Below are 26,039 nucleotides of genomic sequence, written 5' to 3'. Positions count from 1 at the left end.
GGGGGCTCTCTGTGAGCGAAGTGCCGGGCGATGAGCGGCTGGTCGCGGGACGCTACCGACTGCTGAGCCCCTTGGGCGAGGGCGGGATGGGCGTGGTGTGGCGCGCCCGCGACGAGCTGCTGGCCCGCGAGGTGGCGGTCAAAGAGGTGCGTGCCCCCGCCGCTCTCGGCACTACGGACGAGCAGCGGCTGTACGCGCGTCTGGAGCGGGAGGCGTGGGCGGCGGGCCGGATCTCGCACCGCAATGTGGTGACCGTCTACGACGTGGCGACCGAGGACGGCCGGCCCTGGATCGTGATGGAGCTGGTGCGCGGCCTGGCGCTCTCCGATGTGCTGGACGCGGAAGGGCCTTTGCCCCCGCAGCGCGTCGCGCACATCGGAGCGGAGATCCTTGCCGCTCTGCGCGCCGCGCACGAGGCGGGCGTACTGCACCGGGATGTGAAGCCGGGAAACGTACTCATCGCCAATGACGGCCGGGTAGTGCTCACCGACTTCGGCATCGCCACGGTCGAGGGGACCTCCAACCTCACGATGACGGGCGAACTGATCGGTTCCCCCGAATTCCTCGCGCCCGAGCGGGCGCTGGGGCGTACACCAGGGCCGGAGTCGGATCTGTGGTCGCTCGGGGTGCTGCTGTACGCCGCGGTCGAGGGCAACACCCCGTTCCGCCAGAACACCCCGCTGAGCACGCTGCGGGCCGTCGTCGACGAGGAACTGCCGCCGCCGCGCAGGGCCGGAGCGCTGGCGGCGGTGATCGCGGGGCTGCTGCGCAAGGATCCGGCGGAACGGCTCTCGGCGGAGGAGGCCGAGCATCAACTGCGGGTCATCGGCGCGGGCGGCGGCGCGCGTACCGCTCCGCCGCCGCCCGGCCCGTACAGCCCCACCGTCTCGGCCGCGTCCCCCACCCCGGCCACTCCCCCGACCCCGTTCGTGCCGCTTCCCGAGTCCGGTCCGGCCACCACGGCAACGACCGGTGTACCGCCGGAACGCGCGCGGCGGGCAGCGATGGTGCTGGTCGCCGGGGTGGCCATCCTGTTGCTCGCGGTCGGCGGACTGGCCTGGGCGCTGGTCAACAAGGACAAGGACCAGGGCGGCCGGGACGACAACGGCGGCACGGTCCCTGCGTCGGGGACTTCGAGCGCAAGCACGGGCAGTACGGCGTCCGCCCCGGGCGGAGGGACGGACGGCGGCACGACCGACGGGGGCGACGGCGGGGGCGACGGCGGGGGCGACGGCGGGGGCGACGACGGAGGCGACGACGGAGGCAACGGCGCGGGCAATGGCGGTACGGTCACGCCGCCGCAGACCGTGAAGGTGTACGTCGAGACCGTGCACGGCAGTTACTCGGGCGCCTGCCCGCCACCGGAAGCGGAGGCTCCGTCCTTCCGGGCGACGATCACGGTCGGCCGCACCCCGGCGGCTGTCGACTACCGCTGGGCGACCAAGAGTGGCGAGAGCTCCGGCTCGGGCTGGAAGACGCTGCACTTCGCGGCCGGGGGCTCGAAGCAGAAGCAGGTCAGCCACACCGAGCTGACGTACAAGGCGAACGAGACGCACCACGACCGGATCCGGGTGGAGGTCCGGAGCCCGGTCGAGGTGCGCTCGAATTGGATCGACTTCTCGGTCACCTGCGAGCAGGAGCCCCCGACGGACGAGAGCTCCTACACAGCGAACACACCGAACACCGCGAACACACCGAGCGTCGCGAACACTGCGAGCGCGGCGAGTTCCGTGTTCAGGCGTGCGAGGTGAACACCGGCAGGTAGCCGCCGGACTGTCCGGAGGCGGTGGGGTGGTAGGACTCGCCGATGTTGAGCCAGTTGACGCTGTGCAGCCAGGCCGACCCGGAGCAGATCTCGTGTCCGGTGAAGGCGGGGGTGACATCCGCGAAGTCGTAGCCGTGGTCGGCCGCGCGCTTGGCGGTGGCGGCGTTGAGGTAGTCGGCCGCACCGTTGATCGCGGCCCGTTCGTTCTCGCTCAGCCCGGCGGCGCAGCTGCCGCTGAGCTTGTAGAAGCGTGGGTAGCCGAGGACGACGACCTGGGCCGCCGGAGCCTTGGATCTGATGGCCGAGTACACGGAGTCGAGCTTGCCGGGCAGCGTCGAATCGACGTAGCCCTTCGCCTGGTTGATGCGGTTGATGCAGGTGGACTCGGACTGCAGGACGCAGGTGGTCATGACGTCGGCGAAGCCCGCGTCATTGCCTCCGACAGTGATGGATACGAGGTCGGTCGCGGAGCTGAGGGGGGAGAGCTGACCGGCCGTGACATCACCCGTACGAGCGCCCGAGCAAGCGGTGAACGCGAACGACGAGGGTGAATGCGAGGCCGCCCAGAGCTTGGGGAAGGCACGGCTGCTGCGCTTGCAGTTGCCGCTGCCGCTGTCGTAGCTGCCGGCCCCGACGCCCGATGAGTACGAGTCGCCGAGGGCCACATAGTCCAGTGCCAGGGCGGTGTCCGCGGCCTGTGCCTGGCCGGCCCCGGTGAGAGCGAGGACGGCGCCGAGGAGGAGTGAGGATGAGAATGCCGCGATTCGGGACAGTTTCATGGAACCTCCCTTTAGCAGGATCTCTGCCACAACTGTCGTAGCAAGGCCCATACTTCACCGGAAGTGTCCATGCCAAGAAGATTCGGTGAGGACATCTGACTTCTTGACGGAGCGTCGCCGACTGCCCAGCATTGAGACTCGGAAACCGGCACTAGGGGCAAAGTCCGTCATGCAGATGATCAAGGACAAGCCGTCCGCAGTCCGGACGGATCTACTGCCGGCTCTCGCGGGCGTCGCGTCCGCCGTCTCGGGGGTCGGAGTCGCACTGGCGCTCACCGGCGCCCAGTCGCCGCTGCGCGCGCCGTTCATCCTCTTCTTTCTGTTCGCGGGGCCGGCCGGGGGGCTGGCCGCCGTGCTTCACCGGCTGGATCCGGCCGCCCGTGCCGCCGTGGCCGCAACCGGTGCGGTGGTCATCGATCTGGTCATCGCCCAATCCCTGTCGTCACCGCGGGTCCTGACGGCCAATGGCGGGATTACGACAGTCGCCGTGACCACCGCTCTCCTCTTCCTCTGGACACCGGTGCGGCGTATCCGGAATGCGGAACACATCGATCCGGCAGACCGGTTGATGAAAAGGATCAAGAGAATCCGATCGGGACGGTTCCGTATCTGACCACCGAATCGGTATCAAAAAAGTAAAAAAGTGAGCCCCCGTTCCAGGTCTTGCCATACAGTCCTAATCATTAATACCGTCGTACATCCACCCGCAACGGTCCATCATGCAAAGCGGCTCTAGGGGAGGGCTCAGGCGTCGCGATGGATCCGGAGCGGGGCGCGGTAGGGGGGTGCCGTGCTCGGTTTTCGCGCTCAATCCGAGCCGTATGCCGCGCGGCCAGTTTTGCCAGCTCACCCACCTAGTACGGAGTGCTATGCCGTCATGGCCGGGGTGAGAACAACCCCCCTTTCGAACCGGAAACTCATCCGGACTGCCCGGGGGCGGGCAGTCCACCGGTAGAGAGGGAAGTCAGACTCATGAGCTCAGTCCTGCACCCGGCCGCTCCGGGGCAAGATCCGTTCATTGCACCGTCGCACCATGACAACACCGCCGAATCAACCGCGGATTCAGCCACACAATCCGCGGCCGCCCACTCAGCAGGCGCCGGACCGGAAGCGCAGGGAACCGGCCGAATAGCCGCTGCGTACCGGCCGATCTCCTCACATCTCGCGATCACTCCGCCGGTGAGCGTCGTCATCCCCGCCATGAATGAGGCGGAAAATCTTCCGTACGTCTTCAAGACCCTGCCCGACTGGATTCATGAAGTCGTCCTGGTCGACGGGAATTCCAGCGACAACACCGTTCAGGTCGCCCGCGAGCTGTGGCCGGAGGTCAAGGTCGTCAAGCAGGTCGGCAAGGGCAAAGGGGACGCCCTCATCAGCGGATTCGCCGCCTGCACCGGCGACATCATCGTGATGGTCGACGCGGATGGCTCGGCGGACGGCCAGGAGATCGTGTCGTACGTCTCGGCACTCGTCTCCGGCGCCGACTTCGCCAAGGGCTCCCGCTTCGCCAACGGCGGCGGCACCGACGACATGACCCCGATCCGCAAGCTCGGCAACTGGGTCCTGTGCACCGTCGTCAACGCCAAGTTCGGGGCCCGCTACACCGACCTCTGCTACGGCTACAACGCCTTCTGGAAGCACTGCCTGGACAGGATCACCCTGGACTGCACCGGCTTCGAGATCGAGACCCTGATGAACATCAGGGTGGTCAAGGCCGGACTGCGGGTGCAGGAAGTCCCCAGCCACGAGTACCTCCGCATCCACGGCGTCAGCAACCTTCGAGCCGTACGGGACGGGTTGCGGGTCCTCAGAGTGATCCTCAAGGAGAAAGGCGTGAGCAGAGCCGCGCGTCGCCGTCCGGCGGCGCTGAGCATCGGGATCCCGCGGGGAGGGGCGTCTTGAGCGACCGGCGCTTCTCCGTGGTGATCTGCGCCTACACGGAGGACCGCTGGGAGGACATCCTCGCGGCCGTCGACTCCGTACGGCGGCAGTCGCTGCCGGCCCTGGAGACGCTCCTCGTGGTCGACCACAACCCGGCACTGCTGGACCGGCTCGCCAAGGAGTACAAGGAGTACGGCGAGCAGAGCGAGAGCGCGGCGGACGGGGAGAAGGTGCGGGTGCTCGCGAATGCGGGCCCCCGCGGCCTCTCCGCGGGCCGCAACACCGGAATCGCGGCGGCCCGCGGCGAGTTCGTGGCCTTCCTGGACGACGACGCGGTGGCCGAGCGCGACTGGCTGCGGTACTTCGCCGAGGGGTACGACGACAGACGAGTGATGGCTGTCGGGGGGCGGACCATGGCCGCCTGGGCGTCCGGGCGCAGGCCGGTCTGGTTCCCCGAGGAGTTCGACTGGGTCGTCGGCTGTACGTACCGCGGCCTGCCGCCCGGCAAAGTGCGGGTGCGCAATGTGCTGGGCGGCAACGCGTCGTTCCGGCGCAGCGCCTTCGACGCGTCGGGCGGCTTCGCCACGGGGATCGGGCGTGACGGCGACAAACGACCGCTGGGCTGCGAGGAGACCGAGCTGTGCATCCGGCTCGCCAGGGCGCTGCCCGACGCCGTGCTGCTCATCGACGACCGCGCGGTGATCCACCACAAGGTCCCGGCCGCGCGGGAACGGTTCGCGTATTTCCGCACCCGCGCGTATGCCGAGGGCCTGTCCAAGGCGCTCGTGGCCCGGAGCGTGGGCGCGGACAAGGGCCTGGAGTCGGAGCGCCGTTACACCACCCGGGTGCTCCCGGCCGGAGTCGTACGCGGGCTGCGCGACGCGGTGCTCGGCCGCCGGGGCGGCGCGGGGCGGGCGGGCGCGATCGTCACCGGCGTGGCTGCGGCGGCGGGCGGCTACGTGGTGGGGAGCGTGCGGGCGCGTGGGGGCGGGACGACGTTCTCGTCAGGACCGATCGCGGCCGCGCCGAGCACAGGAGGTACGTCCGGGTGAACCGGCCTGTCCCCATCCTGATGTATCACGCCGTCGGACAGCGGCCGGCCAAGGCCACGTACGGACTGTCCGTCTCGCCCGACGCCTTCGCCGAGCAGATGGAGCTGCTCGGCGAGCGCGGGTTCACTCCGCTGACCACCGCACAGCTGGGGGACGCCTGGCGGGCGGGCGGACGGCCGTTGCCGCGGCAGCCGGTGCTGATCACGTTCGACGACGGCTACGAGGGCGTGCACCGGCACGCCCTCCCCGTCCTCGCCAGGCACGGCTTCGCGTCGACGCTCTTCGTCTCCACGGGCTGGCTGCGCGGCGCGCACGACGAGGGCGGCGCGCTCGACACCATGCTCGACTGGGACCAGGTGCGTGAACTGGCCGCCGCGGGCACGGAGATCGGCGGGCACACGCACACCCATCCGCAGCTCGACCAGCTCGACGACGACCGCCTCCGGTACGAGACGGTCCGCTGCCGGGACATCATCGCGGACGAACTGGGCGCTGTGCCGTTCTCCTTCGCGTATCCGTACGGCTACTCCAGCCGCCGGGTGCGCCGCACGGTCCGGGCGGCGGGCTTCGCACAGTCGCTCGCCGTGGGAAACGGCCTTGCCCTGCCCCGGCAGGGGCCGTACGCCCTGCAGCGGGTGACCGTGCGGCGCGCTACCGGCATCGAGGAGTTCGAGCGGCTGGTCGAAGGCCGCTCGATCGCGCGGAACTTCGCCAAGGAGCGTGCGCTCACCAAGGGCTACGCCATGGTGCGCGGGGTTCGCCGGGCCGCCGGGCTGATCCGCCGGGGCGGGGGTTGACGGGCGAGCCGGTCGCGCGCCGGGCGCGTCACCGGTCAAAACACCGTGCGCGTGGCGGTCCCGTGCCGGATCATGGGCACATGTCTGCCAAGCCTGAGGACGCTCTGCCGATCCGGCTCAACGTCGACGACAGCGATTCACCTTCGGACGTCGTCGACGCGCTGTTCCTCGGCCGTTTCGCGACGGGCGAGCAGCCGTACTCCCACAGCGCCACCATCGACCGCGTCAAGCCGGGGGCCACGCTGCTGCCGCCGGCGGCGTCCGTGCTGCGCTCCGCGCGCGACGACGACCGCAGCGCCATACTGGCCGAGGGGGAGGGCTGGACGCTGCTCGTCTCCCGCTGGAACCGCGGCGCGGACGTCACCGTCACCGCCGTCACCTCCGAACTCGCGGAGAAGGTCCTGGGGCAGGCGACGGACGGCGCCCACGACGAGCCGGAACCGCAGCCGGAGAACGTCACCATGGGCTTTTGGTACGTGTCGCCGCGGCGCGGTCCGCATCGCACCACCCGCCAGATCGCCGCGGGGACCTGGGAGGAGGTCCGGCCCAACTACACGGCGCCGGTGGCCGATGCGATGGACCGGCTGATGAAGGTGACGCCGGACGACATCGCGGGCCGACTGCTCCTGCTGCACGGGCCGCCCGGCACCGGGAAGACCTCGGCGCTGCGCACGCTGGCCCGCTCCTGGCGGGACTGGTGCCAGGTCGACTGCGTACTGGACCCGGAGCGGCTGTTCAACGACGTCGGCTATCTGATGGACATCGCGATCGGCGAGGACGAGGGCACGTCGAAGGGCCGCTGGCGGCTGCTTCTGCTGGAGGACTGCGACGAGCTGATCCGCGGCGAGGCCAAGCACACGGCGGGCCAGGCGCTGTCCCGGCTGCTCAACCTCACGGACGGCCTGCTGGGCCAGGGCCGCAACGTCCTGGTGGGCGTGACGACCAACGAGGACCTGGAACGCCTCCACCCGGCGGTGGTCCGCCCGGGCCGCTGCCTGGCCCGTATCGAGGTGGGCGCGCTGACCCGCAACGAGTCGGTGAACTGGCTCGGCACGGAGGAGGGCGTGGGCCGCGAGGGCGCGACACTTGCGGAGCTGTACGCCCTGCGCCGCGGCCACAGCCCGGCCTCGGTGCCGGCGCAGAACGACGGACCGGACGCGGGCCTGTATCTCTGAGAAACCCGGGAAATCAAGCCTGTCCGGCGTTTGAGGACATGCGGCCGAGATCGCACCCGTGACGAAAGGCCCCAGGCGTCAGCTCCCGTACGCCGCGCGCAACGCGTCCTGCACCGTCGACAGCGCGTCGGCACGCGTGAGGCCGAGCCGATGCGCCTGCTCGGCATACGACGCCGCGGCCGCAGCCGCCTGCCGCTCGGCCGCATCGCCCGCCGCCGCGACGAAGGTGCCGTTGCGGCCGCGCGTCTCGATCACCCCGTCCGACTCGAGCGCGCGGTACGCCTTGGCCACCGTGTTGGCCGCGAGCCCCAGCTCCTCGGCGAGCCCCCGTACAGTCGGCAGCTTGTAGCCGACGGGCAGCCGGCCCGCGCGAGCCTGCGTCGAGATCTGGGCGCGCAGCTGTTCGTACGGCGCGGTCGCCGAGTCCGTGTCAATGACGATCTTCAAGGTCACGGCTCGATTGTCCCCCACCGCCCGGCGGGCCGCCGGAAAAATGGGGGGGCGGCCGCGCCGGGCCCGCGCGTAACGTGCCGCCCCATGACCGTGATCGTCCGTGACTTCCGTGCCCATGATGCCGAGGACGCCCAAGCCGTGGCCCGGGCTCGCCGTGCCGCCATACCCTTCGAGGTGACGACCCCGGCGTCCATCCTCTTCGGCGTGCGGACCGCCAACCCCGCCAAGAAGTACCGGCTGTTGATCGCCGAGACCGACGGCGGGATCGTCGGCACGGCCCACGTCGGCATGGCGTACGACAGCGTCGAGCCCGGCCAGGCGTACGCCACCCCCCAGATCCACCCCGACCACCGCGGCCATGGCGCGGGGTCGCTGCTGCTCCGCACCGCCGAGGAGCATCTGGCGGCCGAAGGCGCGGCGAACGTGTACGCCTGGGTGATGGACGACCCCGAGTCCCGGGCCTTCGCCGAGAAGCGCGGTTACCGGCCGACCCGCCCGGCCCACTTCCAGTGTCTTGACCTGGCGAACGGCACGCTGCCCCCGCTGCCGGAGCTGCCCGCGGGCGTCGAGCTGCGTACCGCCGGTGACTTCGAGGCCGATCCGCGGCCGATGTTCCGGGCCGATGCCGAGGCCACCTCGGACGAGCCCGGCGACATCAGCACGGACTTCGACGACTACGACGACTGGATCCGCCACACCTGGAACAACCCCCTGCTGGACCGTGAGCTGACCACGGTCGTGCTGGTTGACGGCGAGGTCGCGGCCTTCACCGCCGCGCATTCGGACGGCGGCACCCGCTATATGTCCGGCATGACCGGCACGCTGCGCGCCCATCGCGCCCGGGGCTTTGCGAAGCTCGCCAAGACGGATTCGCTGCGCCGCGCCCGCGCGGCGGGCTACACGGACGCGTTCACCAGCAATGACGCCGACAATGGCCCCATGCTGGCCATCAACAAATGGTTCGGTTACGAGATCTGTGCGACGGAGGTACGTCATGTCCGCACGCTCGGTTGAGGTGGTCCTGGTCAAGGCGGGCCGGATCAAGATCCGCTACGCCGCCGAGCTGCTCGCGGACGACGGCACCCATCTGGTGGTCCGCGCGCCGTGGGCGGGCGAGGATGCGCGCGATTTCGGCTTCGTACGCTTCGAGAGCGGCGATGTGTTCACCGAGCACTACTGGCGGGACCGCTGGTACGCGGTGAAGGAGGTCCGCGCCGAAGACGGCGCGCTCAAGGGCTGGTATTGCGACATCACCCGCCCCGCCACCCTCGACGGCGACAAGCTGACCGTCGAGGACCTGGACCTGGATCTGTGGGTGTCGGCGGACGGTTCGTCGGTGCTGCGCCTGGACGAGGACGAGTTCGAGGCGAGCGGCCTCCGGGAGGCGGACCCTGAGGCGGCTGCCCACGCCGTGCGCGCTTTGGATCACTTGGAACTCCTGGCGCGGAGCGGAGAGTTCAGGACTGCGGCTGATCTGCCGTCAGATCGATGAGATGGCGCCTGCCCTGCAGCAGGCAGGTCATCTCCCAGCCCGTGCGACGGCCGAACATACCGGTGTGCGCAATCCCCAGGCGCTCGGCAAGCTCGCCGGCGTACAGGTGCACGGAGGCCTCTATCAGTGCGGCGTACGCGTCGGCGGCGTCCCGGATCCGGAGCCACGCGGTGACGAACACAGCAGCCGCGATCGGTAGTCCGGGCCACCACCACACGCCCAGCACGGCGTACAGCAAGGCCCAGGCCACGAGGGTGGTCGCACGGCCGAGCGCCTCGCGGGCGGACTCGATCTGCTGACGCGGGGCGTCGGGCAGCAGTTGCCAGAGGGACGGCCACACGGTGGCGAGATCGAGGTCGAGGTCGCGTGCAAAACGGAGCGCGACCGCATGCACCCGGTCCCCGGCCCAGGTCGGTCGGTGCGGCTCCTCCTGTGACACGCGGGTGATGGCGAGCCGTGCCGGGCCGAGCTCCGGACCGCTCTCGGATCCCCCGGCGGCCAGGAGTTCGCCTGCCCGGCGCCGTTCGTCCTCGTATGCCGTTTCGGCAGCGGTACGCCGACGGCGGCGCCGCTTCACGCGCCATCCGGCGAACGTACGCATCGGTCGGGGCCACGAGGCCCAGTCGGCGGCGAGCCACAGGCGCTCGACGAGCGAGCCGAGCGTCTGCGCCACGATGCCGACGGCGGCGGCGAGCAGCGCCACGAGCAGCAGGAGCAGGGCGAGGCGCGCACCCGCGCCCGCACCGGCCGGTGTAAGCAATGCCTCCACCTCGTGGATCAACCGGTCGAGGTCGAACGGGTGGGAGTGGCCGAGCGTCCGGGCGGTGAAGGCGGCCGCGAGGAACAGTGCCCCGGGGAGCACAAGCAGCGACAACCAGCGCTCGGCGAGGCGTTTGCCCAGCTCCGACAGGAGGCCGCCCATGTCAGCCCTTGACCCAGCGCAGCGGGCGCCCGGCCATCCGGCAGGTCGGCGGGGATGCCATGGAGCGCTCGGCCCACACCAGGCGGGCGCAGGCGCCCAGCGGGCAGAGGAAAGCGACTTCGGCACCGCTCGGGCCGGGGACGCCGGCGGGCCGGGGGTCCGTCACGGCCCGCGGCGCCGGGCCGTAGGCCCCTCGCGCGTCTGCGTCCTGGCGAACGATCCGGTCGACGGTGGCCAGCGGCACCGCCGGGTCCTCGGCCTTGTCGACGACCGCGCGCAGCAGCCGATCGAGCTCGCTGCCCCGGCCCAGGTCGTCCAGGTGTTCACGGAGTCCGTCGAGATGCTCGCAGACGTACAACAGGCCTCGCCGGACACGTGCAGATGATTCTTCCTCCGCCATCGCGACTCCCCTCCTCGCATGCCGCTGCCCAGGGCATCATGCAATGCAGGGCCTTGCCATCAGCAGCAGTTCGGGGGAACGATGCGCGATCGACTACTGACGGAGGCGGGCCGGACACTGCACGCCCTGCTGGCGGAGGACCGCCCCGCGGACGCGTCGGACGCTCCCGACGCCTCCCTGGTGAGCGACCTGGCCCGATGGGTCGCGGCGAACCCCGCGGACAAACAGGCCGCCGTCGCGCTGGGCTGGCTGTACTGGTGCCGTTACGAACTGCTCGGCGCCCAGGACGATCTCGACGACGCCGTCAGGATGCTGTCGCCGTTCTTCTTCCCGGGCGATCTGGTGCCCGACCCCCTCAAGGCGGAGATCGCTGACGCGTACGGCACCCATGTGCACAGCCAGCTGGCCGAGGTCCTGGCCACGGACGGCGACGTGGGCGAGGAGCTCTCGGGGCTCGTCCTGTGGTGCCGGTACCTGGTCGCGCACGCGGACCCGCAGGGCGAGCGAATGCCGGACCATCTGACGTCGCTCGCCGTAGCTCTGGTAGAGCGTCACCGGATTCTCGAAGACCCCGGCGACCTGCTGGAGGCCGTGAGTCTGCTGAGCCGGGCCGCACGCGACACGCCTGCCGGCAGTCCAAGCATGCCGACTGTGCAGGGCAACCTCGCCAGTGCGCTGACCCGCCGCTTCAACCTGACCGGGTCTGCCAATGATCTCCGTACCGCCTGCGAGGCCTGCGCGTCGGCCCTCGCCCTTCCCCTCGAGGACGCGCACCGTGACAGCCTCGCCGCCGCACTCGGCTCTCTCCTGACGGAACGGCTCCCGCGTGCACTGGAGGAAGAGCAGTGGGAGGAGGCGGTGGAGGCGGGCCGCATGGCCCTGGAGCGCCCGGAACTGCGCGCGTTCGGCATGGAGGGCATCGCCACGGCACTGAAGCGACGGTTCAAGCGGCGCGGCTCGTACGTCGCGGATCTGGACGAGGCCATCCGCCTTCGGGAACAACTGTTGCGCGAAGCCCCGGGCGGCCTCTCCGGCGGCCGGCACGTCCATTCGCTCCGTGATCTGGCCTACTTGTACTGGCTGCGATACCAGCACCTGGAGGGGCCGGAAGATCTGGACGCAGTGATTGACACGAACGAGCGTGCCCTGTCCTGCGCCCCCGACGATCCCGCGCCCCGTGCGGAGATGCTGAAAGATCTCGTCATCGCGCTGATGGAACGCGTGGAGCGGCGTGCCCTCACCGGCGACCGGCCCGGTCCCGACGAGCGACGCGATCTGGAGCGGATCATCACAGCGAGCCGTGCCGGCCTCGCCGTTCATGCGGACCACCCGCTTCCCTCCCGGGTCGGCACGGTCCTCGCGCACGCGCTGCCTCGGGCCCTGCGCCTGCAGTTCCGGCACACGCACCGGGTCGCAGATCTCGACGAGGCCGCTGAAACACTGCGGTCGACGACGGCGGCGCACACCGGCTCGCCGGACCAGCTGCTGGCTTACGCGACCGAGGCCGCCGAGACCCACCGGGCCCGGTACCGGGCCGGAGCGGGACTCGACGCGCTCCAGGAAGCCGTCGCCGCACGTCGACAAGCGGTGTCGGCGACCCCGGAGCCCGATCCCCAGCGTTCCGAGACCCTCGCCGGACTCGCCCTGTCGCTCGTCGCGCTGTACACACACACCGGGGATCTCGCCCAGTTGGACGAAGCGGTCGGCCATGGCCGGGAAGCCGTCAGGGCCATACCGGCGGACGCGCAGGAGGGGCCGGAGGCGGCGAACCCACTGCACGCGCTGGGCACGTCCCTGATGCAACGCGGCAGGCGCACGGGCAGCCTCGGCGATCTGAACGCCGCCGTCGAGGCTCTGCGGCGGCAGAAGTCCCTGTCAGGGACCGACCAGGCGCCCCTGCACAATCTCGGACTCGCGCTGTCGGCGCGGGCCGAGCGGACCGGTGACACCGGGGACCTCGACGAGGCCGTGGCGGTGCTGCGTGAAGCGACGGGCCCGCTCGGCGACGAGGAGGAGGCGAACCTGTTGGGAGGGCTCAGCGGTGCGCTGCTGCGGCGATATCGGGGCAGCGGCGACCGGGCTGATCTGGAGGAAGCTCTCGCGATCGGCCGCCGGGCCGCCGATGCCGTGCCGGAGGGCGATCCGGAATCGCTGTCTGCCTTCACTCCGCTCATCGCCGCGCTGCTGGACGAACATCAACGCGGCCCGGGCCGGGTGGACATCGACGAACTCGTAGCCCTGTGCCGACGCCTCGTCGATGTCGCCCCGCCCGACCACGCCGCGCTCGGGCTGTTCCGACACAACCTGGGCGCCGCGCTCAAGGCTCAGGCGGACGTGCTCGATGCCGAGAACGAGGTCCTGGCGATGGCCGCCGCGGCGGGCATGACTGGCGGGATCTCCGGCAACGCCTTGGACGCGTTCGGCGCCCTGACTCAGGCGGTCCGCAGCGAGGTGCTCCCGCCGTCCCAGCGGATCAACTCGGCCCGTGACGCGGCGGTTCTCGTCGCGCCGATGGAGACCGCGTGGGCTCAGGAGCTGCTGGAGTACGCCGTCGGACTGATCCCGCTCGTCGCCCCGAGCCGCATCGAGCGGGCTGATCAGCAGCACGCGTTGAAGGATCTCTCCGAGCTCGTCACCCTGACCGCCGCCGCGGCTCTGGACGCGGGCTCGCAACCGCATCCGGACCCGCAGTACCCGGGGATGCCGCTGCTCCCGCACAGCGCCGACCGCAGCCTGCGGACCCTGGAGCAGGGCCGTGCGGTTCTCCTCGGCCAGATGCTCGAGACTCGCGGCGACGACGTTTCGGAGTTGCGGCGCCTCCACCCCGACCTCGCCAAGCGTTTCGTCAAGCTGCGGAGCCTGATCGACAGCGAGGCGGCCCCGCCGGGCGAAGCAATGGAGTATGGCTCGGACGAGCGGCCGCGCGCCGCCACCGAACTCGCCGCCACCATCGAGGAAATCCGCCGCCTGGAGGGCTTCGGCTCCTTCGCGCGCCCGCCCAAGGCCGAGGACCTCGTCGCCGAGGCAGTCTCGGGCCCGATCGTGGTATTCAACTGCCACCCGGGGCGCAGCGATGCCCTGCTGGTCACGGCGGCGGGCATCCGGCATCTTCCACTGCCGGGGCTGTCATACGACGAACTGTCGCAGCAGGCCGATCTGTTCCACCGTACGCTGCCGGTCATCGACAATCCGGACAGCTCCTGGCGCGAGCAGCGCGCCGCGCAGGGGACACTGAGCAGGACTCTCGGCTGGCTGTGGGACGTGGCCGCCGAACCCGTCCTGTTGGCTCTCGGCATCGGCCCCCGCGTCGCAGGCGATGACGAACCTCCTCGGGTGTGGTGGTCGCCGGGTGGGCTGCTCGGCGCTCTCCCTCTGCATGCCGCGGGGCACCATGCGGAGTCCGTGGCGAAGGGCCTGGACCGTACCGTCATGGATCGCGTCGTCTCCTCCTACACACCGACAGTCCGCGCGCTCCGGCATGCCAGGCGGGCACGGCCGGTCACCGGGGAGGTGCCGGAGGAGCGGTCGCTGATCGTCGCGATGCCATTCACACCTGGGGCCCCACCGCTCGCCGGTACCGCTGAGGAGGTGGCCGCGGTCGCGGCCCACCTGCCGAACGCCGCGTTGCTCACCGGCCCCGAGGACGGGGTCCTGGCTCCGGGCGCCACCGCGCCGACCAGGGACGCGGTGCTGGCGGGGCTCTCCGAGGTGTCGGCGGTCCATCTGGCCTGCCACGCTCACACCGATCCGGTCGACCCGTCCGGCAGCCGACTGCTGTTGTGGGACCACGAGACGGCACCGCTGACGGTGGCGGGGGTCGCCTCGGTCACATTGGACCGCGCACAGCTCGCCTATCTCTCGGCATGCCGGACGACCTTCACCGCCGCGGCCGACCTGCTGGACGAGGCCATCCATCTGACGAGCGCGTTCCAGCTGGCCGGGTTCCGGCATGTGGTCGGCACGCTGTGGGAGGTGGACGACGTGGTGGCGGGGCGGATCGCGGGCTCCTTCTACGAGTCCCTACAGGGTCCCCGTGGTCTCGACTACGCACGGTCAGCGGCCGCACTGCGGGCGTCAGTCCTGGCCGTACGAGACGATTTCCCCCGTACGCCCTCACTGTGGGCCGGACATCTGCACGCAGGCGCCTGACGATATGTCAACCGACAAGCCACTTTCGGTGGTGGATGCGGCGGGGCGTCCGGGTGGACCGTCATCGAGTCCAGGAAGAGGTGACCGGCCCCCGGGACCAGGACGCTGACGCCCTGCCACCGGGTCGCCGGCCACGAACACCCTCCCCCTACCTTCGGTGGGGGGGGACCCCCACGCCGCCACCTCGGGCCGCGTGGTCCGCCTCCATCGGGGGCGGGCACGACGCCGATTCTTCCGGTGTAGTGGTGGTAGGCCGCGTCGGTCACGGCCTTCACCGCGGGCACATCGGCTGCGGCGGCGGGGAGGACGTCGTCGGTCATGCCGACACGTTACGGCGGCGCGTGATCACCTGCTTCAGCCAGGGCCAGGCCAGCAGGACCACGATCACGGCGTACACCGTCACCGAGAACGGCGTGTTGAACAGGCCGGTCACGCTTCCGTCGCTGATCTGGAGCGCACGGCGCAGCTGCTGTTCCGCGGCCGGGCCGAGGATGACACCGATCACCGCCGGCAGCACAGGAAGTCCGTACCGCCGCATGCCGAAGCCGATCAGACCGATGATCAGCAGGATCACCAGGTCGAGCGCCTCGCCGCCGACCGCGTACGCGCCGACCGCGGCGAAGAACATGATTCCGGCGTAGAGGTACGGGCGCGGGATGCGCAGCAGCTTCGCCCAGACCGGCGCCAGCGGCAGGTTCAGCGCGAGCAGCAGCACCATGCCGACGAAGAGCGAGGCGATCAGGCCCCACACCAGGTCCGGCTCGCGCTCGAACAGCAGCGGCCCGGGCTGGATTCCGTACTGCTGGAAGGCGGCCAGCATCACGGCCGCGACGGCGGTCGTCGGCAGGCCGAGCGTGAGCATCGAGACCAGCGTGCCCGCGGCCGATGCCGAGGCCGCCGACTCCGGCCCCGCCACGCCTTCGATGGCTCCCTTTCCGAACTCCTCCCTGTGCTTGGACAGCCTCTTCTCGGTGACGTACGACAGGAACGTCGGGATCTCCGCGCCGCCGGCCGGGATCGCGCCGAACGGGAAGCCGATTGCGGGCCCGCGCAGCCAGGACTTCCAGGTGCGCCTGACGTCGGACTTGCCGAGCCAGGGCCGGCCGACCGGGATGGGTTCGCCGCTGCTGCGCCGCAGATGGGCCGCGACCCACAGCGCCTCGCCGATCGCGAAGAGACCGACCGCGACGATGACGACGTCGATGCCGTCGGCGAGCTGGAGCGAGCCGAAGGTGAGCCGCTGCTGGCCCGTCATCTGGTCCAGGCCGACGAGCCCGAGGGTGAGCCCGATCAGCAGGGACGCCAGCCCGCGAATACGTGACGAACCAAGTACGGACGTCACCGCGATAAAGGCCAGGACCATGATCGCGAAGTAGTCGGGCGCACCGATGTCGACGGCCAGTTCGGCGACGGTCGGGGCCAGCACGACCAGCAGGATGGTGCCGATCATGCCGCCGGCGAAGTGACCGACGGCGGCGGCCGCGAGGGCTTGTGCGCCGCGTCCGGCTTTCGCCATCGGATTGCCTTCGAGGGCGGCGACCACGGCCGCGCTCTCGCCGGGGGTGTTGAGCAGGATCGATGTGGTGGAGCCGCCGAACATCGCTCCGTAGTAGATGCCGGCGAACATGATGAACGCGCCGGTGGGTTCAAGGCCGTACGTCACCGGCAGCAGGAGCGCCACCGCCATCGCGGGGCCGATTCCGGGCAGTACGCCGATCGCGGTGCCGAGCAGCACGCCTATCGCCGCCCAGAGCAGATTGACCGGGGTCAGCGCGGTGCCGAAGCCGTCGAGGAGTGAGTTGAGAGAGTCCATCGGCTAAAGCACTCCCATCAGCGGGCCACCCGGCAGCGGAACACCGAGCAGGTTGTTGAAGACGAAGTAGGTGACCAGGGAGAGGACCGCGGCGATCAGCGGGTCGCGGTGGAGGTGGCGGCTGCCGAGTGCGAAGGCCGCGCCCCAGAAGAGCAGGGCTCCGGCGATCGGGAAGCCGACCGGGCCTATGAGCACGGCGAAGGCGAGGAAGACGCCCGCGAGGAGCAGCACCGTACGCCAGTCGCTCGGCTCGCTGAGGTCGATGTCCTCGCCGCCCTCGGCCTCGCCGCGGCCGCCGCGCAGTACGTCGACGGCGAGCAGTACGGCGACGAGCAGCAGGCCGATGCCGACGACGACGGGGACGGTCTTGGGCCCGATGGGCCCGCGCTGTGCGATGTCGACGTCCATCGTCAGCGCGTCCGTCAGGACGAGCACGCCGATGACGAACAGCAGGGCGCTGACGCCGAGTTCGGAGTACTCGCGCAACCATTCCTGCCAGGGGCGGCGCGGGGCGGGGGTTTCGGTCTCTGCTTCCGTCTCTGTCGTCACAGCCCGAGCTCCTTCAGCACCGAGTCCACGCTCTTGTCCTGCTCGTCGAGGAAGTCACCGAACTTGTCGCCGGTGAGGAAGGCGTCGTCCCAGCCGTTCTTCTTCAGCGACTCCTTCCACTGGGGGGAGTCGTGCAGCTTCTCGAGGAGGCCGATGAGCTTGTCGCGCTCGGCGTCGGAGAGGCCGGGCGGGGCGACGACGCCGCGCCAGTTGGTGAAGTCCGTGTCGAGTCCGGACTCGCGCAGGGTGGGGGCGTCGAGGCCCGGGACCCGCTCGGGGCCGGTGACCGCGAGCAGCCGGAGCTCGCCCGACTTGATCTGGTCGAGGTACTCGCCGACGCCGGAGACGCCGAAGGCGACCTTGTTGCCGAGGATGGAGGCGAGGAGCTCGCCGCCGCCGTCGAAGGGGATGTAGTTGACGGTCTTGGGCGCGATCCCGGCGGCCTGCGCCATCAGCATGGGCGCGAGGTGGTCGGGCCCGCCGGGCGAGGACCCGCCGCCGACCGGCAGCTTGCCGGGGTTCTTCTTCCAGGCCGCGAGCAGATCCTGGATGGTCTCGTACGGGGAGTCCTTGCTGACGACCACGATGTCCTGCTCCTCGGTGAGCCGGGCGATCGGGGTGGTGTCGGCGAGCGTCTTGGGCGACTTGTTGGTGTGTACGGCGCCGACGACGCCGAGGCCCATGGACATGGCGAGCCTGCCGTTGCCGTGCTCGCCGACGAGACGGGCCAGACCGACGGTGCCGCCGGCGCCCGGCAGGTTGAACACCTCGATGTTGTGGGTGAGCTCGGCGTCCTCGGCGTTCTTGGCGGCCGTACGGGCGGTGATGTCGTAGCCGCCGCCGGGCGTGTTGGGGACCATGAAGCGCAGGCCGGGGATCTGCGTGCCGGTGTCGGAACCGCTGCCTGCGGTGAGCAGCGGCGGCCCCACGAGCACCAGCAACGCCGCCCCGAGCAGGGCGAGGGGAGTGCGCAATCGCACGCGAGCCGCCTTTCGAAGGAGAGTAAGGAACGTGTGAAGTGGCCCACATGTTGCCTGCGCGTTAAGAAGCTGTCTCTCTTCCGGAATCAACGGACGTTGTGGTCGTTGTGGTCGCGGCCTAGCGTGTCGGCGTGACGAGTGTGCTGGTGGTGGACGACGACTTCATGGTCGCCAAGCTGCACAGCCGCTATGTGTCCGCGACGGAGGGCTTCACGGTCGTCGGGGTGGCGCACAGCGGCGCCGAAGCGCTGCGCGCGGCGGAGCGGCTTCGGCCCGATCTCGTACTGCTGGACATCTATCTGCCCGACATGGACGGGATCGGCGTCCTGCGGGAATTGCGTGCGGCAGAGGAGCGTGACGGGCGTGCTTCCGTGGACGCCCTGTTCATCACGGCCGCGCGGGATGCGGGCCTTGTGCGGGCGGCACTGCGCGCGGGCGCCCTCCACTACCTGATCAAGCCCTTCACCCAGGCGGCGCTGCAGGAACAACTGCGCCACGTGGCCTCGCTCCGCTCCCGCTTCGACCGGCTGGGCGAGGCCCGTCAGGAGGACGTCGACCAGATCTTCGGCACCCGCCCGCCGGGGTCGCGCGAACTCCCCAAGGGCCTGGCGGCCCACACCGCGGAACTGGTGGAACGGATCCTTCGGGAGCACCCGGGCGAGGACCTGTCGGCCTCGGAGTGCGCGGAGGCGGGCTCCCTGTCCAGAGTCAGCGCTCGCCGGTACCTGGAGTACTTCGCGGAGACGGGGCGGGTGGAGGTGACGCTGCGGTACGGGGGGACGGGGCGGCCGGAGCGGCGGTACCGGCGGATCGGCTGAGGTGGCCCGGGGCGGGCCACAGCCACCGGGTGGTCCCTCGCATCACATGCGAGAGCATGTCCATGTCCATGGGCACGAAGTCTTGGAGGGGGCATCGCAGTGGCTGGAGAACTCTGGGCATCGGTCTTGTCGCTCAGTGGTGTTGTGCTCGGCAGTGGGCTGACGGCGTTCGCACAGCGCGCCACCCAGCGGTCCGCCGAGAGAACGGAAGAACGGAAGCAGGCTGCCGCCACCGCAGAGGCTCGCCGGGCAGAGCAGTTGCAGGCGATCAAGGAGTTCATCGCGTGCGCCCAGGCGGCCGAACGAGCCGCCTATCGCCGTCCCGAACCGTGGGGTGACGACGAGGAAGGCTGGATGACACAGACCCAGCCCATCATGACCGCGCTGTGGACCGCGGAGCGGACGCTCATGCTGCTCTGCGACGAGGCCGTGCAGGACCCCGTCCACGTCTACGGCCGTGCGCTCAACCAGGCAGTGTGGCGAGACATCGGCGACACCGAGGTGAACGAGCACCTCGAGACGCCCAAGGCCACATTCATGGCGGCAGCGCGCACCAGTCTCGCCTCCCGCTGAACGGCCTGGGCGCGGTCGGGTCAGGTGACCCGGTCGGGCGCGGTCGGGTCAGGGTGACCCGGTCGGCGTGGGGTGGCTGACCCGGAGCTTCGACTGGCCGTGCGGCAGTCGCTCCCAGTCGTCCATGAAGCAGGCGACGAGACCGTGCTTCTCGGCCAGCCGGATCAGCGTCTCCGTGCGGTAGTAGAAGTCCTCGCCAAGCACCTGGTGCTCGCTGCCTTCGGTGCGGTCGTAGGTGAAGTCGAAAAAGCCGCCGGGGGCCAGCACCCGTCCGACGTGCGAGAGGCATTCGTCGATGACCTCCAGCGGTGAGTGCGAGAACACGCTGTGCGCGTGCACCACCGTGAACCAGGCATCGGGAAGGAAGTCCAGCGTCAGGTTGTCGACGGGTGTCAGATACGGCATCTTGTCCTGGAGGCCGTACTGGACCAGGGTCTTCTTGGCCTCGATGAGGATGTCGGGCGAGATGTCGATCCCGACATAATGGCCGGGCTCCAGATGCTCGATGAACCGCCACCCGGCCCGCAGGTTGCCGCACCCGATCTCCAGCATCCGGTCCTGCGGTTTCAGGCCGTGTCGCACCAGGTAGTCGTACTGCAGCTGTCCGATGGCCATCCAGCGGTCGCGCGACGGACCGCCGCCGACCGCCGCCTCCGGACTTCTCGCCGTGTCCGACGCCATCACCGCCCGGTAGTACGCGATGTGACTCCCGCGGTGCCGGAACCGGAGCCAGCCGTCCCGGCCCGCTCGTCGCAGGTAGGGCAGCACGCGCTGGGGATACCGCAGCGCGTAGCGCACCTTGTGCCCCAGCCGTGAACGGTTCCTCGCCAGGCGCGGAGTGGGTGTCTTCTGCATGACGGCCTCCCGTGCCATCCGTGGGCTGCCCCCTGCGCGGATGCTAACCACGCGGGACCTGACGCGCTTCCCCCGCCGCCTGCCCTCGTTCTCCTGCCCGTACCCCTGCCCGTACCCCTGCCTGTACTCCTGCCCCTACGCCGCGCGTCCGCGCGCACGACGCCGCACGGCCTGCCGGGCCCGCCCGGGAAACCGCTGTCTCACTCGTTCGGGAAAGCCGTTCGGCCGAGTGCCGCGCCGACGTGGTGCGTCGCCGCTGTCATACCCGATGAGGGGGTGCGGCGGTGGTGCACGGCTGCCGGACCCCCGCGGCCGCAGGCCGGCGAACCGCGTCCGCCCGCATTTCTTCCGCGTTGACAGGCGACTACCGGCTGGTTGTAATGGTGCGCGTGTCGCGTGGCGCCGGCCAAAGAGCAGTGGGCAGGCCGGTGATCGGGCGGACACCATTCACCAAGGGGCCATGCCATGAGTTCACACTCAGCGATCTGCGCCTGACGTAAACGCGTCCGCGCGTCGTCCCTTGTCCTCCGTGGTGCCCTGCACCGCCGTGTGACGTCAGTACGCCTTGCCTCCCGAGCCTCCGACGGCCGCCGCATCCCGGCGACCGTCCACCGCTCCACGGCTCCGCGTGCTCGATCGACTATCGATTTCCGTCTCCGGGCGAGGGCTCGCGCGCGGTCACTTCGCGCTGAGCACATCACCGTCACCACCATCACCGCGGTCATCCACCATCGCCGCGGACCACACTCTTCACCTGGAGATTCGACACCGTATGCCCACGTCCTTCAATCAATCCGTCATCGAGGAGTTCCGAGCCAACGGGGGAAAGGTCGGTGGTCCCTTCGAGGGCGGCGACCTCCTTCTGCTGACCACCACCGGCGCGAAGTCGGGGAAACAGCACACCACTCCCCTCGGCTACGTCCGCGACAGCGACCTCCTGCTGGTCGTCGGGTCCAACCTCGGCGCGCCAAGTCATCCCGCCTGGTACCACAACGTGCTCGCCCATCCCCAGGTGCAGGTGGAGATCGGCACCGAGTCGTTCGCAGCGATCGCCGTCCCCGCCGAGTGCGCTCGGCGCGAGCGGCTGTTCGCGCACGTGGTGCGCGCGGTGCCCGGATACGGCGACTACCAGACCCGGACCAGCCGAGTCCTGCCGGTCGTGGCGCTGGAGCGGGCCGAGCCCGAGGGGGGTGCACGTCCCCGCGAGGTCAACAACCTCGCCGACAAGCTGCTGGAGGTCCACACCTGGCTGCGCTCGCAGTTGCGGCACGTGCGCGCCGAGGCCGACGCCCACTTCGCCGCGCAGGCGGCCCACCACGGCTCCGACGAACCGCCGGCGCCAGGGCTCGGCCTGCAGATCCGGCAGCACTGCCTCGCGTTCTGCCAGTCCCTGGAGTTCCACCACACCAGCGAGGACGGGCACCTGTTCCCCGCGATCGCGAGCCACCACCCTCACCTGCGCGACGCCATCGACCGGCTCCGCGACGAACACCGGACGGTCACCCGCGTCCAGGGCGAACTCCTCGCCCTGCTGGCCGACATCGGCACCGCTGACCCGCGGCGCTTCCGCACGGAGCTGGACCGGATGTCGCAGGAACTGACGGCGCACCTCGACTACGAGGAGGAGTCGCTTCTTCCCGTGCTGGCGGAGATCCCGTGGCCCCCGGCACCGCCGGTACCCGACACGGCGGAAAGCGCCACCACCTGACGGGTGACCACGGGAGGGCGGTGGCGGACCCCGGCCCGTCACCGCGCTCCCCCACTCTGCGGGTACCGCCCGCCGCAGGGTCTGGTAGCCGTCCGCGAGCCGCCCCTGGTGACTGTAAGCGCGGGTGGCCTTCCCCCAAAGGGGCGGCCCGTCGCTCGGGCACGGGGATGTGGCCCCTGAGCAGGCCGGTCAGGCCGGGCCCGCGCGTACCGCGGGGCGAGCCGCCGCAGGGCGGGCATGCCCCCGATGCCGGGGACGGCCGACAGTGCGGTGGCCGTCCGGTCCGGGCCGTCAGGCGTCAGCGGCGCGGTGACCGGTGACCCTGGTGGAGGGCAGCCGGCCGGCCTTGGCTGTGCCGGTCAGTTCGTCGCCGTGGACAGCGACGTCGAAGGCCAGGTTGAGGCGCATCGGCTTGGTGATCGACTGCCTCCAGGTCAGCCGGTCGGCGTGGAGCGTGAGATCGGACAGCGGGACCTCCTCCGCCTCACCCGTGGCGACGCCGCGCAGCGCGCCGTCCTCGGTGAAGAGCCGCAGTACGGCCTGCTGCTTGCCGATCGGGGTGGCGATGACGATGTTCCAGGTACCTTCGACAGACATGGGGTGCGCTTTCTCGAGTGCTCGGGAGCCGGGCGTTCAGGGGGTGGACGTCAGAAGCCGACGGGGACCGGGCCGGTGGCGCGCCAGACGGTGCCCCGGCGCTCGTGCGCGAAGAGCTGCTCGACGGCGTGGGCGATGCGGGGGCCTAGTTCGCGCTCCAGCAGGTACAGGCCGAGGTCCAGGCCGGAGGTGACGCCCGCGCCGGTCACCAGGTCGCCGTCGTCCACGACGCGCGCGTCGATCGCGACCACGCCGGTGGCGTCCAGCAGGTCCAGGCCCAGGTGGTTGGTGGTCGCGTGCCGGCCCTCGATCAGCCCGGCCATGGCGAGGATCGTGGAGCCTCCGCAGACGGTGGTCATGGTCAGGCCCGGACGGTCGAGGGCCTCCTTGAGCAGGGCCGGCAGTCCGGTCTGCAGCGAACGGCCGAGCAGGGCGGGGATGGAGTCCTCGTTCCCCGGGGCGTCAGGGTCGGAGGGGTCGCCGAGGGGGCCCACCGCTCCCGGCACGAGAACCAGGTCCGCGCGTTGCGGGTCGAGTGTGGCTGTGGCTCGCAGCGAGAGCAGTCCCGAGCCGCTGGGCACCTCGCGCGGACCCTCGGCCGAGACCAGCTCGACCTGCAGCGCGCCCGGCGCGGCCATCCCTCCGGCGAACAGCACCTCGTAGGGGGCGATGACGTCCAGCGGGTCGAATCCGTCGAACAGCACGATCTGACACAGCATCGGGGAGTAGTCCCTTTCCATGGGAGAAGCGGCCCTTGGCGGGGCGCAGACACCGACGCTAGTCACAGTCGACACCGCTCAGTAGAGGCTGAATCGACATACCCCAACGGATTCTGGCCAACTGAGCCTGAGGGCATCTGACCAGCGCAAGAGATGCAGATGGCGTGATGAATCGGTTCACGAGAACCTGGCGTCCTTCTGTAGTTGAGCCATGTATACCCGGCTGTCCTCGCCCTGGACGGAGTCATCCCCTTCGACCTGTCCACCCCGATCGGGGTGTGTCGGACGAACGCGGGTCCCCGACGGGCGCCCCGAGCCGATCCCCGTTCCGTCACTGGACAAGCGCGCACGGCCCCGCTTCCTGAGCCCCTCCTTACCCCCTCCTTAAAGCGACCATAAGGATCGTCATCACCCCCTCCCAGCAGGCGATTTCGCGGTTGCGAGCGGCTAGCTTGCTGATCGCCGGGGCCGGTTCGAGCGGTCGGCGCTGCGGTCCTACGGGGGGCCGCGCCGCCCGATCGAGCCTGCCCCGGGACCCCCCATATGCCCGCTCTTGAAGGAGTACGTCACCATGACCGCTCGCCGTAAGGTCACCTCGGTCGCCGCCCTCGGGTTCGCGCCGCTCGCGCTCGCCGGGCTTGCTGCCGCGCCGGCCGTCGCGCACGGGTCGATGACGGACCCGGTCAGCCGGGTGTCCGCCTGCTTCGCCGAGGGGCCGGAGAGTCCGGATTCAGCGGCGTGCAAGGCGGCGGTCGCGGCCAGCGGTACGCAGGCCTTCTACGACTGGAACGAAGTCAACATCGCCAACGCCGCCGGAAACCACCAGCAGTTGATCCCGGACGGGAAGCTGTGCAGCGCGGGCCGCGACAAGTACAAGGGTCTCGACCTGCCCCGCGCCGACTGGCCGTCCTCCAAGCTCGCGTCCGGCAACCGCACCTTCCGCTACAAGGCGACCGCCCCGCACAAGGGTTCCTTCGAGCTGTACCTCACCAAGGACGGCTACGACCCGACCAAGCCCCTCAAGTGGTCGGACCTGGAGGAGAAGCCGTTCGCGAAGGTCACCAACCCCACGCTGCAGAACGGTGAGTACGTCTTCGACGGCGTCGTCCCGAACAAGTCCGGCCGGCACCTCATCTACTCGATCTGGCAGCGCTCGGACTCCCCCGAGGCCTTCTACACCTGCTCCGACGTGGTCTTCGGGCAGGACAACGGCGGCGGTGCGCCCGCCCCGACCGCCTCCGCGCCCTCCGAGAAGGACATCGCGGACGGCGCGGGCAAGTCCACCGTCGATCACGGTGGTCACGGTGGCGATCACGCGGAGGCGACCGACGCGGCTGCGGCCGACAAGCCTGCCGAGAAGCCCGCCGACAACAACGCCGACAACAACGCTCCCGAAGCGAACAGCGTCGCCAAGCCCGCCGCCGCCCCGAACCCCGCCGACGACAACCTCGCCGAGACCGGCGGCGACGGCAACACCCCGTACATGGCGATCGGCGGCGCCGCCGCCCTCGCCATCGGCGCCGCGGCGATGTTCGGCACGGCCCGCCGCAGGGCGACCGCCGGCGCGCGTCACAGCCGCTGACGTATACGACGAGAGGCAGGGCTGCGGCCCGCTCCCCCGAAAGGGAGCGGGCCGCAGTCGCGCTTTTCTCAGTCGAATACCGACGCGCACGTCGTCGGCGTCGCATGCGCCGGATCCAGTGCGTTCGTCACCTCGTGGTACGCGATCCGGTCGAACAGCCCTATCGCCACATGCTCCGACAGGTCGACCGCGCACAAGGCCTGGAGCAGCACATTCTGTACGCCCGGACCCACCAGGTACTGCGAGCGGTACGGCGTGACCACCTCGTCGTAGCGAGTGGCGATGACCGTGTAGCGCACGCCGGGCACAGTGTCGCCGCCCGCGTTGAGCTTGGTGAGGAAGGCGGAGCCGGCCATCTGGTCGGCCAGCCCCGGAGTGGCGGCGCTGAGCAGATCCTCGGCGCCAGGGAAGTACGGCAGCAGCTTGGTAAGACCGTTCAGCGTGGTGCCGTGGTTGTCGGGTGCGAGGCCGATCAGCGCGTTCACCTTGTCGGCCCCGCCCAGGAACTTGAGGTAGTGGCGCGGCATCATGCCGCCCTGGGAGTGGCCGACGAGGTCCACTTCGGATGCGCCGGTCGCGGCGAGCACCTTGTCGACGTACGTGTCGAGTTGCTCGGCCGACTTGTCGATCGGGCCGAGGCCGTGGAAGAAGGGCACGCCGGGAAGTTGCCCGTAGTCGAGGGAGAAGACGCAGTAGCCGCGTCTGACCAGGTACGGGGCGAGGGCGAGCCAGTTGTCGACGGAGTTCCCTAAGGTTCCGTGGACGAGGACGACGGGGCGGGGGTGGGCGGCGGAGGGTTTGCAGGAGTAGTTGTTCCAGCCGCTGCGGGGCGCTGGGTCGGCGTTCGCGACGGCAGGGGTGAGGGCGACAGACACGGCCAACAGCAGGGCGGCGACCGGTCTGAGGGCACGTTTCCAGGGCAGCATCGGGCAGTCTCCTTGCGGCTCAAGGGAGTAGCGATGGCTGGATTTGTGGTGCTC

Annotated in this window: 24 protein-coding genes and 1 pseudogene; 13 read left to right on the top strand and 12 right to left on the bottom strand. The window is 70.3% G+C overall.

From position 1 onward, the window contains the following. Positions 1-11: 11 nt before the first annotated feature. A complete protein-coding gene (locus tag ACH492_RS23035; RefSeq protein ID WP_398989386.1) occupies positions 12-1,751 on the top strand; it encodes a serine/threonine-protein kinase in 1,740 nt (579 codons plus the stop codon). Here the strand turns inward: ACH492_RS23035 and ACH492_RS23030 are convergent. After that, positions 1,735-2,544: an SGNH/GDSL hydrolase family protein gene (locus ACH492_RS23030; RefSeq protein ID WP_398989384.1), complete on the bottom strand. Its 810-nt coding sequence runs from the start codon at positions 2,542-2,544 to the stop codon at positions 1,735-1,737. The genes ACH492_RS23035 and ACH492_RS23030 overlap by 17 nt on opposite strands. A 169-nt stretch (positions 2,545-2,713) precedes the next feature. On the opposite strand from ACH492_RS23030, the gene ACH492_RS23025 reads away from it, so the two are divergent. The 5 genes from ACH492_RS23025 (at position 2,714) to ACH492_RS23005 (ending at position 7,449) form a co-directional block, all read left to right on the top strand. Then, positions 2,714-3,157 (top strand): hypothetical protein, encoded by a 444-nt coding sequence (locus ACH492_RS23025; protein ID WP_398989382.1) that lies wholly within the window; start codon positions 2,714-2,716, stop codon positions 3,155-3,157. A gap of 359 nt (positions 3,158-3,516) precedes the next feature. After that, a complete protein-coding gene (locus tag ACH492_RS23020) occupies positions 3,517-4,446 on the top strand; it encodes a glycosyltransferase family 2 protein (RefSeq protein WP_398989380.1) in 930 nt (309 codons plus the stop codon). Then, positions 4,443-5,477 (top strand): glycosyltransferase family 2 protein, encoded by a 1,035-nt coding sequence (locus ACH492_RS23015; RefSeq protein ID WP_398989378.1) that lies wholly within the window; start codon positions 4,443-4,445, stop codon positions 5,475-5,477. Before ACH492_RS23020 ends, ACH492_RS23015 begins: the two co-directional genes overlap by 4 nt. Positions 5,478-5,497: 20 nt before the next feature. After that, a complete protein-coding gene (locus ACH492_RS23010; protein ID WP_398989747.1) occupies positions 5,498-6,274 on the top strand; it encodes a polysaccharide deacetylase family protein in 777 nt (258 codons plus the stop codon). Between the two features lie 80 nt (positions 6,275-6,354). Further along, positions 6,355-7,449, top strand: a complete 1,095-nt coding sequence (locus ACH492_RS23005; RefSeq protein ID WP_398989376.1) for a DUF5925 domain-containing protein — start codon at positions 6,355-6,357, stop codon at positions 7,447-7,449. A 78-nt stretch (positions 7,450-7,527) separates the two neighbouring features. Here ACH492_RS23005 and ACH492_RS23000 read toward each other — a convergent pair whose 3' ends face one another. Then, positions 7,528-7,902 (bottom strand): GntR family transcriptional regulator, encoded by a 375-nt coding sequence (locus ACH492_RS23000; RefSeq protein ID WP_398989374.1) that lies wholly within the window; start codon positions 7,900-7,902, stop codon positions 7,528-7,530. Between the two features lie 84 nt (positions 7,903-7,986). Here ACH492_RS23000 and ACH492_RS22995 point away from each other — a divergent pair, with 84 nt between their 5' ends. Further along, positions 7,987-8,916: a GNAT family N-acetyltransferase gene (locus ACH492_RS22995; RefSeq protein ID WP_398989373.1), complete on the top strand. Its 930-nt coding sequence runs from the start codon at positions 7,987-7,989 to the stop codon at positions 8,914-8,916. Further along, on the top strand, positions 8,897-9,394 hold the full coding sequence (locus tag ACH492_RS22990; protein WP_398989371.1) for a DUF402 domain-containing protein: 498 nt from the start codon (positions 8,897-8,899) through the stop codon (positions 9,392-9,394). The genes ACH492_RS22995 and ACH492_RS22990 overlap by 20 nt, the downstream gene beginning before the upstream one ends. Here the strand turns inward: ACH492_RS22990 and ACH492_RS22985 are convergent. Both ACH492_RS22985 and ACH492_RS22980 read right to left on the bottom strand, forming a co-directional pair. Further along, positions 9,360-10,316, bottom strand: a complete 957-nt coding sequence (locus tag ACH492_RS22985) for a hypothetical protein (RefSeq protein WP_398989369.1) — start codon at positions 10,314-10,316, stop codon at positions 9,360-9,362. The two genes, ACH492_RS22990 and ACH492_RS22985, sit on opposite strands and share 35 nt — an antisense overlap. 1 nt (position 10,317) lies before the next feature. Continuing rightward, complete coding sequence (locus ACH492_RS22980) at positions 10,318-10,716, bottom strand: hypothetical protein (protein WP_398989367.1); 399 nt, start codon at positions 10,714-10,716, stop codon at positions 10,318-10,320. Positions 10,717-10,797: 81 nt separating this feature from the next. On the opposite strand from ACH492_RS22980, the gene ACH492_RS22975 reads away from it, so the two are divergent. Further along, the gene (locus tag ACH492_RS22975) at positions 10,798-14,865 is read left to right on the top strand and encodes a CHAT domain-containing protein (RefSeq protein WP_398989365.1); all 4,068 of its coding nucleotides are present in this window, start codon (positions 10,798-10,800) and stop codon (positions 14,863-14,865) included. A 44-nt stretch (positions 14,866-14,909) separates the two neighbouring features. Here ACH492_RS22975 and ACH492_RS22970 read toward each other — a convergent pair. From ACH492_RS22970 to ACH492_RS22955, 4 genes and pseudogenes are all read right to left on the bottom strand, one after another. After that, a pseudogene (locus ACH492_RS22970) lies at positions 14,910-15,185 on the bottom strand (GNAT family N-acetyltransferase); the annotation flags it as partial. Next, the gene (locus ACH492_RS22965) at positions 15,182-16,678 is read right to left on the bottom strand and encodes a tripartite tricarboxylate transporter permease (protein ID WP_398989363.1); all 1,497 of its coding nucleotides are present in this window, start codon (positions 16,676-16,678) and stop codon (positions 15,182-15,184) included. The pseudogene ACH492_RS22970 and the gene ACH492_RS22965, both read right to left, overlap by 4 nt. Positions 16,679-16,681: 3 nt before the next feature. After that, a complete protein-coding gene (locus ACH492_RS22960) occupies positions 16,682-17,227 on the bottom strand; it encodes a tripartite tricarboxylate transporter TctB family protein (protein ID WP_398989361.1) in 546 nt (181 codons plus the stop codon). Then, positions 17,224-18,207, bottom strand: coding sequence for a Bug family tripartite tricarboxylate transporter substrate binding protein (locus tag ACH492_RS22955; RefSeq protein ID WP_398989359.1), 984 nt, complete (start codon positions 18,205-18,207; stop codon positions 17,224-17,226). The genes ACH492_RS22960 and ACH492_RS22955 overlap by 4 nt, the downstream gene beginning before the upstream one ends. A 140-nt stretch (positions 18,208-18,347) precedes the next feature. Here ACH492_RS22955 and ACH492_RS22950 point away from each other — a divergent pair, with 140 nt between their 5' ends. Together ACH492_RS22950 and ACH492_RS22945 are read left to right on the top strand one after the other, a co-directional pair. Further along, a complete protein-coding gene (locus tag ACH492_RS22950) occupies positions 18,348-19,025 on the top strand; it encodes a response regulator (protein WP_398989746.1) in 678 nt (225 codons plus the stop codon). A 99-nt stretch (positions 19,026-19,124) separates the two neighbouring features. Beyond that, entirely contained in the window at positions 19,125-19,598 is a 474-nt protein-coding gene (locus tag ACH492_RS22945) for a hypothetical protein (protein WP_398989357.1), read from the top strand. Between the two features lie 48 nt (positions 19,599-19,646). Here ACH492_RS22945 and ACH492_RS22940 read toward each other — a convergent pair whose 3' ends face one another. After that, on the bottom strand, positions 19,647-20,453 hold the full coding sequence (locus tag ACH492_RS22940; RefSeq protein WP_398989355.1) for a class I SAM-dependent methyltransferase: 807 nt from the start codon (positions 20,451-20,453) through the stop codon (positions 19,647-19,649). A gap of 772 nt (positions 20,454-21,225) precedes the next feature. On the opposite strand from ACH492_RS22940, the gene ACH492_RS22935 reads away from it, so the two are divergent. Next, positions 21,226-22,161 (top strand): nitroreductase/quinone reductase family protein, encoded by a 936-nt coding sequence (locus ACH492_RS22935; protein ID WP_398989353.1) that lies wholly within the window; start codon positions 21,226-21,228, stop codon positions 22,159-22,161. Positions 22,162-22,452: 291 nt separating this feature from the next. Here the strand turns inward: ACH492_RS22935 and ACH492_RS22930 are convergent, their stop codons facing one another. Continuing rightward, positions 22,453-22,758: a hypothetical protein gene (locus ACH492_RS22930; RefSeq protein WP_398989351.1), complete on the bottom strand. Its 306-nt coding sequence runs from the start codon at positions 22,756-22,758 to the stop codon at positions 22,453-22,455. Positions 22,759-22,808: 50 nt separating this feature from the next. After that, positions 22,809-23,477, bottom strand: a complete 669-nt coding sequence (locus tag ACH492_RS22925; protein ID WP_398989745.1) for a DJ-1/PfpI family protein — start codon at positions 23,475-23,477, stop codon at positions 22,809-22,811. Between the two features lie 571 nt (positions 23,478-24,048). On the opposite strand from ACH492_RS22925, the gene ACH492_RS22920 reads away from it, so the two are divergent. Beyond that, complete coding sequence (locus tag ACH492_RS22920) at positions 24,049-25,059, top strand: lytic polysaccharide monooxygenase (RefSeq protein ID WP_398989349.1); 1,011 nt, start codon at positions 24,049-24,051, stop codon at positions 25,057-25,059. 68 nt (positions 25,060-25,127) lie between these two features. Here the strand turns inward: ACH492_RS22920 and ACH492_RS22915 are convergent, their stop codons facing one another. Continuing rightward, positions 25,128-25,985, bottom strand: coding sequence for an esterase/lipase family protein (locus tag ACH492_RS22915; RefSeq protein WP_398989347.1), 858 nt, complete (start codon positions 25,983-25,985; stop codon positions 25,128-25,130). Positions 25,986-26,039: the final 54 nt, after the last annotated feature.

It is taken from the genome of Streptomyces sp. NPDC019443, from assembly GCF_044389785.1.
Classification (GTDB): Bacteria; Actinomycetota; Actinomycetes; order Streptomycetales; family Streptomycetaceae; genus Streptomyces.
This window is presented reverse-complemented; position numbering and strand designations above follow the sequence as displayed.

What these genes read in the sequence shown, in the direction of transcription:
- ACH492_RS22975 (WP_398989365.1), top strand. Translation starts at nt 10,798, where the DNA reads ATGCGCGATCGACTACTGACGGAGGCGGGCCGGACACTGCACGCCCTG.
- ACH492_RS23030 (WP_398989384.1), bottom strand. Translation starts at nt 2,544, where the DNA reads ATGAAACTGTCCCGAATCGCGGCATTCTCATCCTCACTCCTCCTCGGC.
- ACH492_RS22990 (WP_398989371.1), top strand. Translation starts at nt 8,897, where the DNA reads ATGTCCGCACGCTCGGTTGAGGTGGTCCTGGTCAAGGCGGGCCGGATC.
- ACH492_RS22995 (WP_398989373.1), top strand. Translation starts at nt 7,987, where the DNA reads ATGACCGTGATCGTCCGTGACTTCCGTGCCCATGATGCCGAGGACGCC.
- ACH492_RS22915 (WP_398989347.1), bottom strand. Translation starts at nt 25,985, where the DNA reads ATGCTGCCCTGGAAACGTGCCCTCAGACCGGTCGCCGCCCTGCTGTTG.
- ACH492_RS22980 (WP_398989367.1), bottom strand. Translation starts at nt 10,716, where the DNA reads ATGGCGGAGGAAGAATCATCTGCACGTGTCCGGCGAGGCCTGTTGTAC.
- ACH492_RS23010 (WP_398989747.1), top strand. Translation starts at nt 5,498, where the DNA reads ATGTATCACGCCGTCGGACAGCGGCCGGCCAAGGCCACGTACGGACTG.
- ACH492_RS22925 (WP_398989745.1), bottom strand. Translation starts at nt 23,477, where the DNA reads ATGCTGTGTCAGATCGTGCTGTTCGACGGATTCGACCCGCTGGACGTC.
- ACH492_RS22940 (WP_398989355.1), bottom strand. Translation starts at nt 20,453, where the DNA reads ATGCAGAAGACACCCACTCCGCGCCTGGCGAGGAACCGTTCACGGCTG.
- ACH492_RS23020 (WP_398989380.1), top strand. Translation starts at nt 3,517, where the DNA reads ATGAGCTCAGTCCTGCACCCGGCCGCTCCGGGGCAAGATCCGTTCATT.
- ACH492_RS22935 (WP_398989353.1), top strand. Translation starts at nt 21,226, where the DNA reads ATGCCCACGTCCTTCAATCAATCCGTCATCGAGGAGTTCCGAGCCAAC.
- ACH492_RS23025 (WP_398989382.1), top strand. Translation starts at nt 2,714, where the DNA reads ATGCAGATGATCAAGGACAAGCCGTCCGCAGTCCGGACGGATCTACTG.
- ACH492_RS23005 (WP_398989376.1), top strand. Translation starts at nt 6,355, where the DNA reads ATGTCTGCCAAGCCTGAGGACGCTCTGCCGATCCGGCTCAACGTCGAC.
- ACH492_RS22965 (WP_398989363.1), bottom strand. Translation starts at nt 16,678, where the DNA reads ATGGACTCTCTCAACTCACTCCTCGACGGCTTCGGCACCGCGCTGACC.
- ACH492_RS22930 (WP_398989351.1), bottom strand. Translation starts at nt 22,758, where the DNA reads ATGTCTGTCGAAGGTACCTGGAACATCGTCATCGCCACCCCGATCGGC.
- ACH492_RS22985 (WP_398989369.1), bottom strand. Translation starts at nt 10,316, where the DNA reads ATGGGCGGCCTCCTGTCGGAGCTGGGCAAACGCCTCGCCGAGCGCTGG.
- ACH492_RS22920 (WP_398989349.1), top strand. Translation starts at nt 24,049, where the DNA reads ATGACCGCTCGCCGTAAGGTCACCTCGGTCGCCGCCCTCGGGTTCGCG.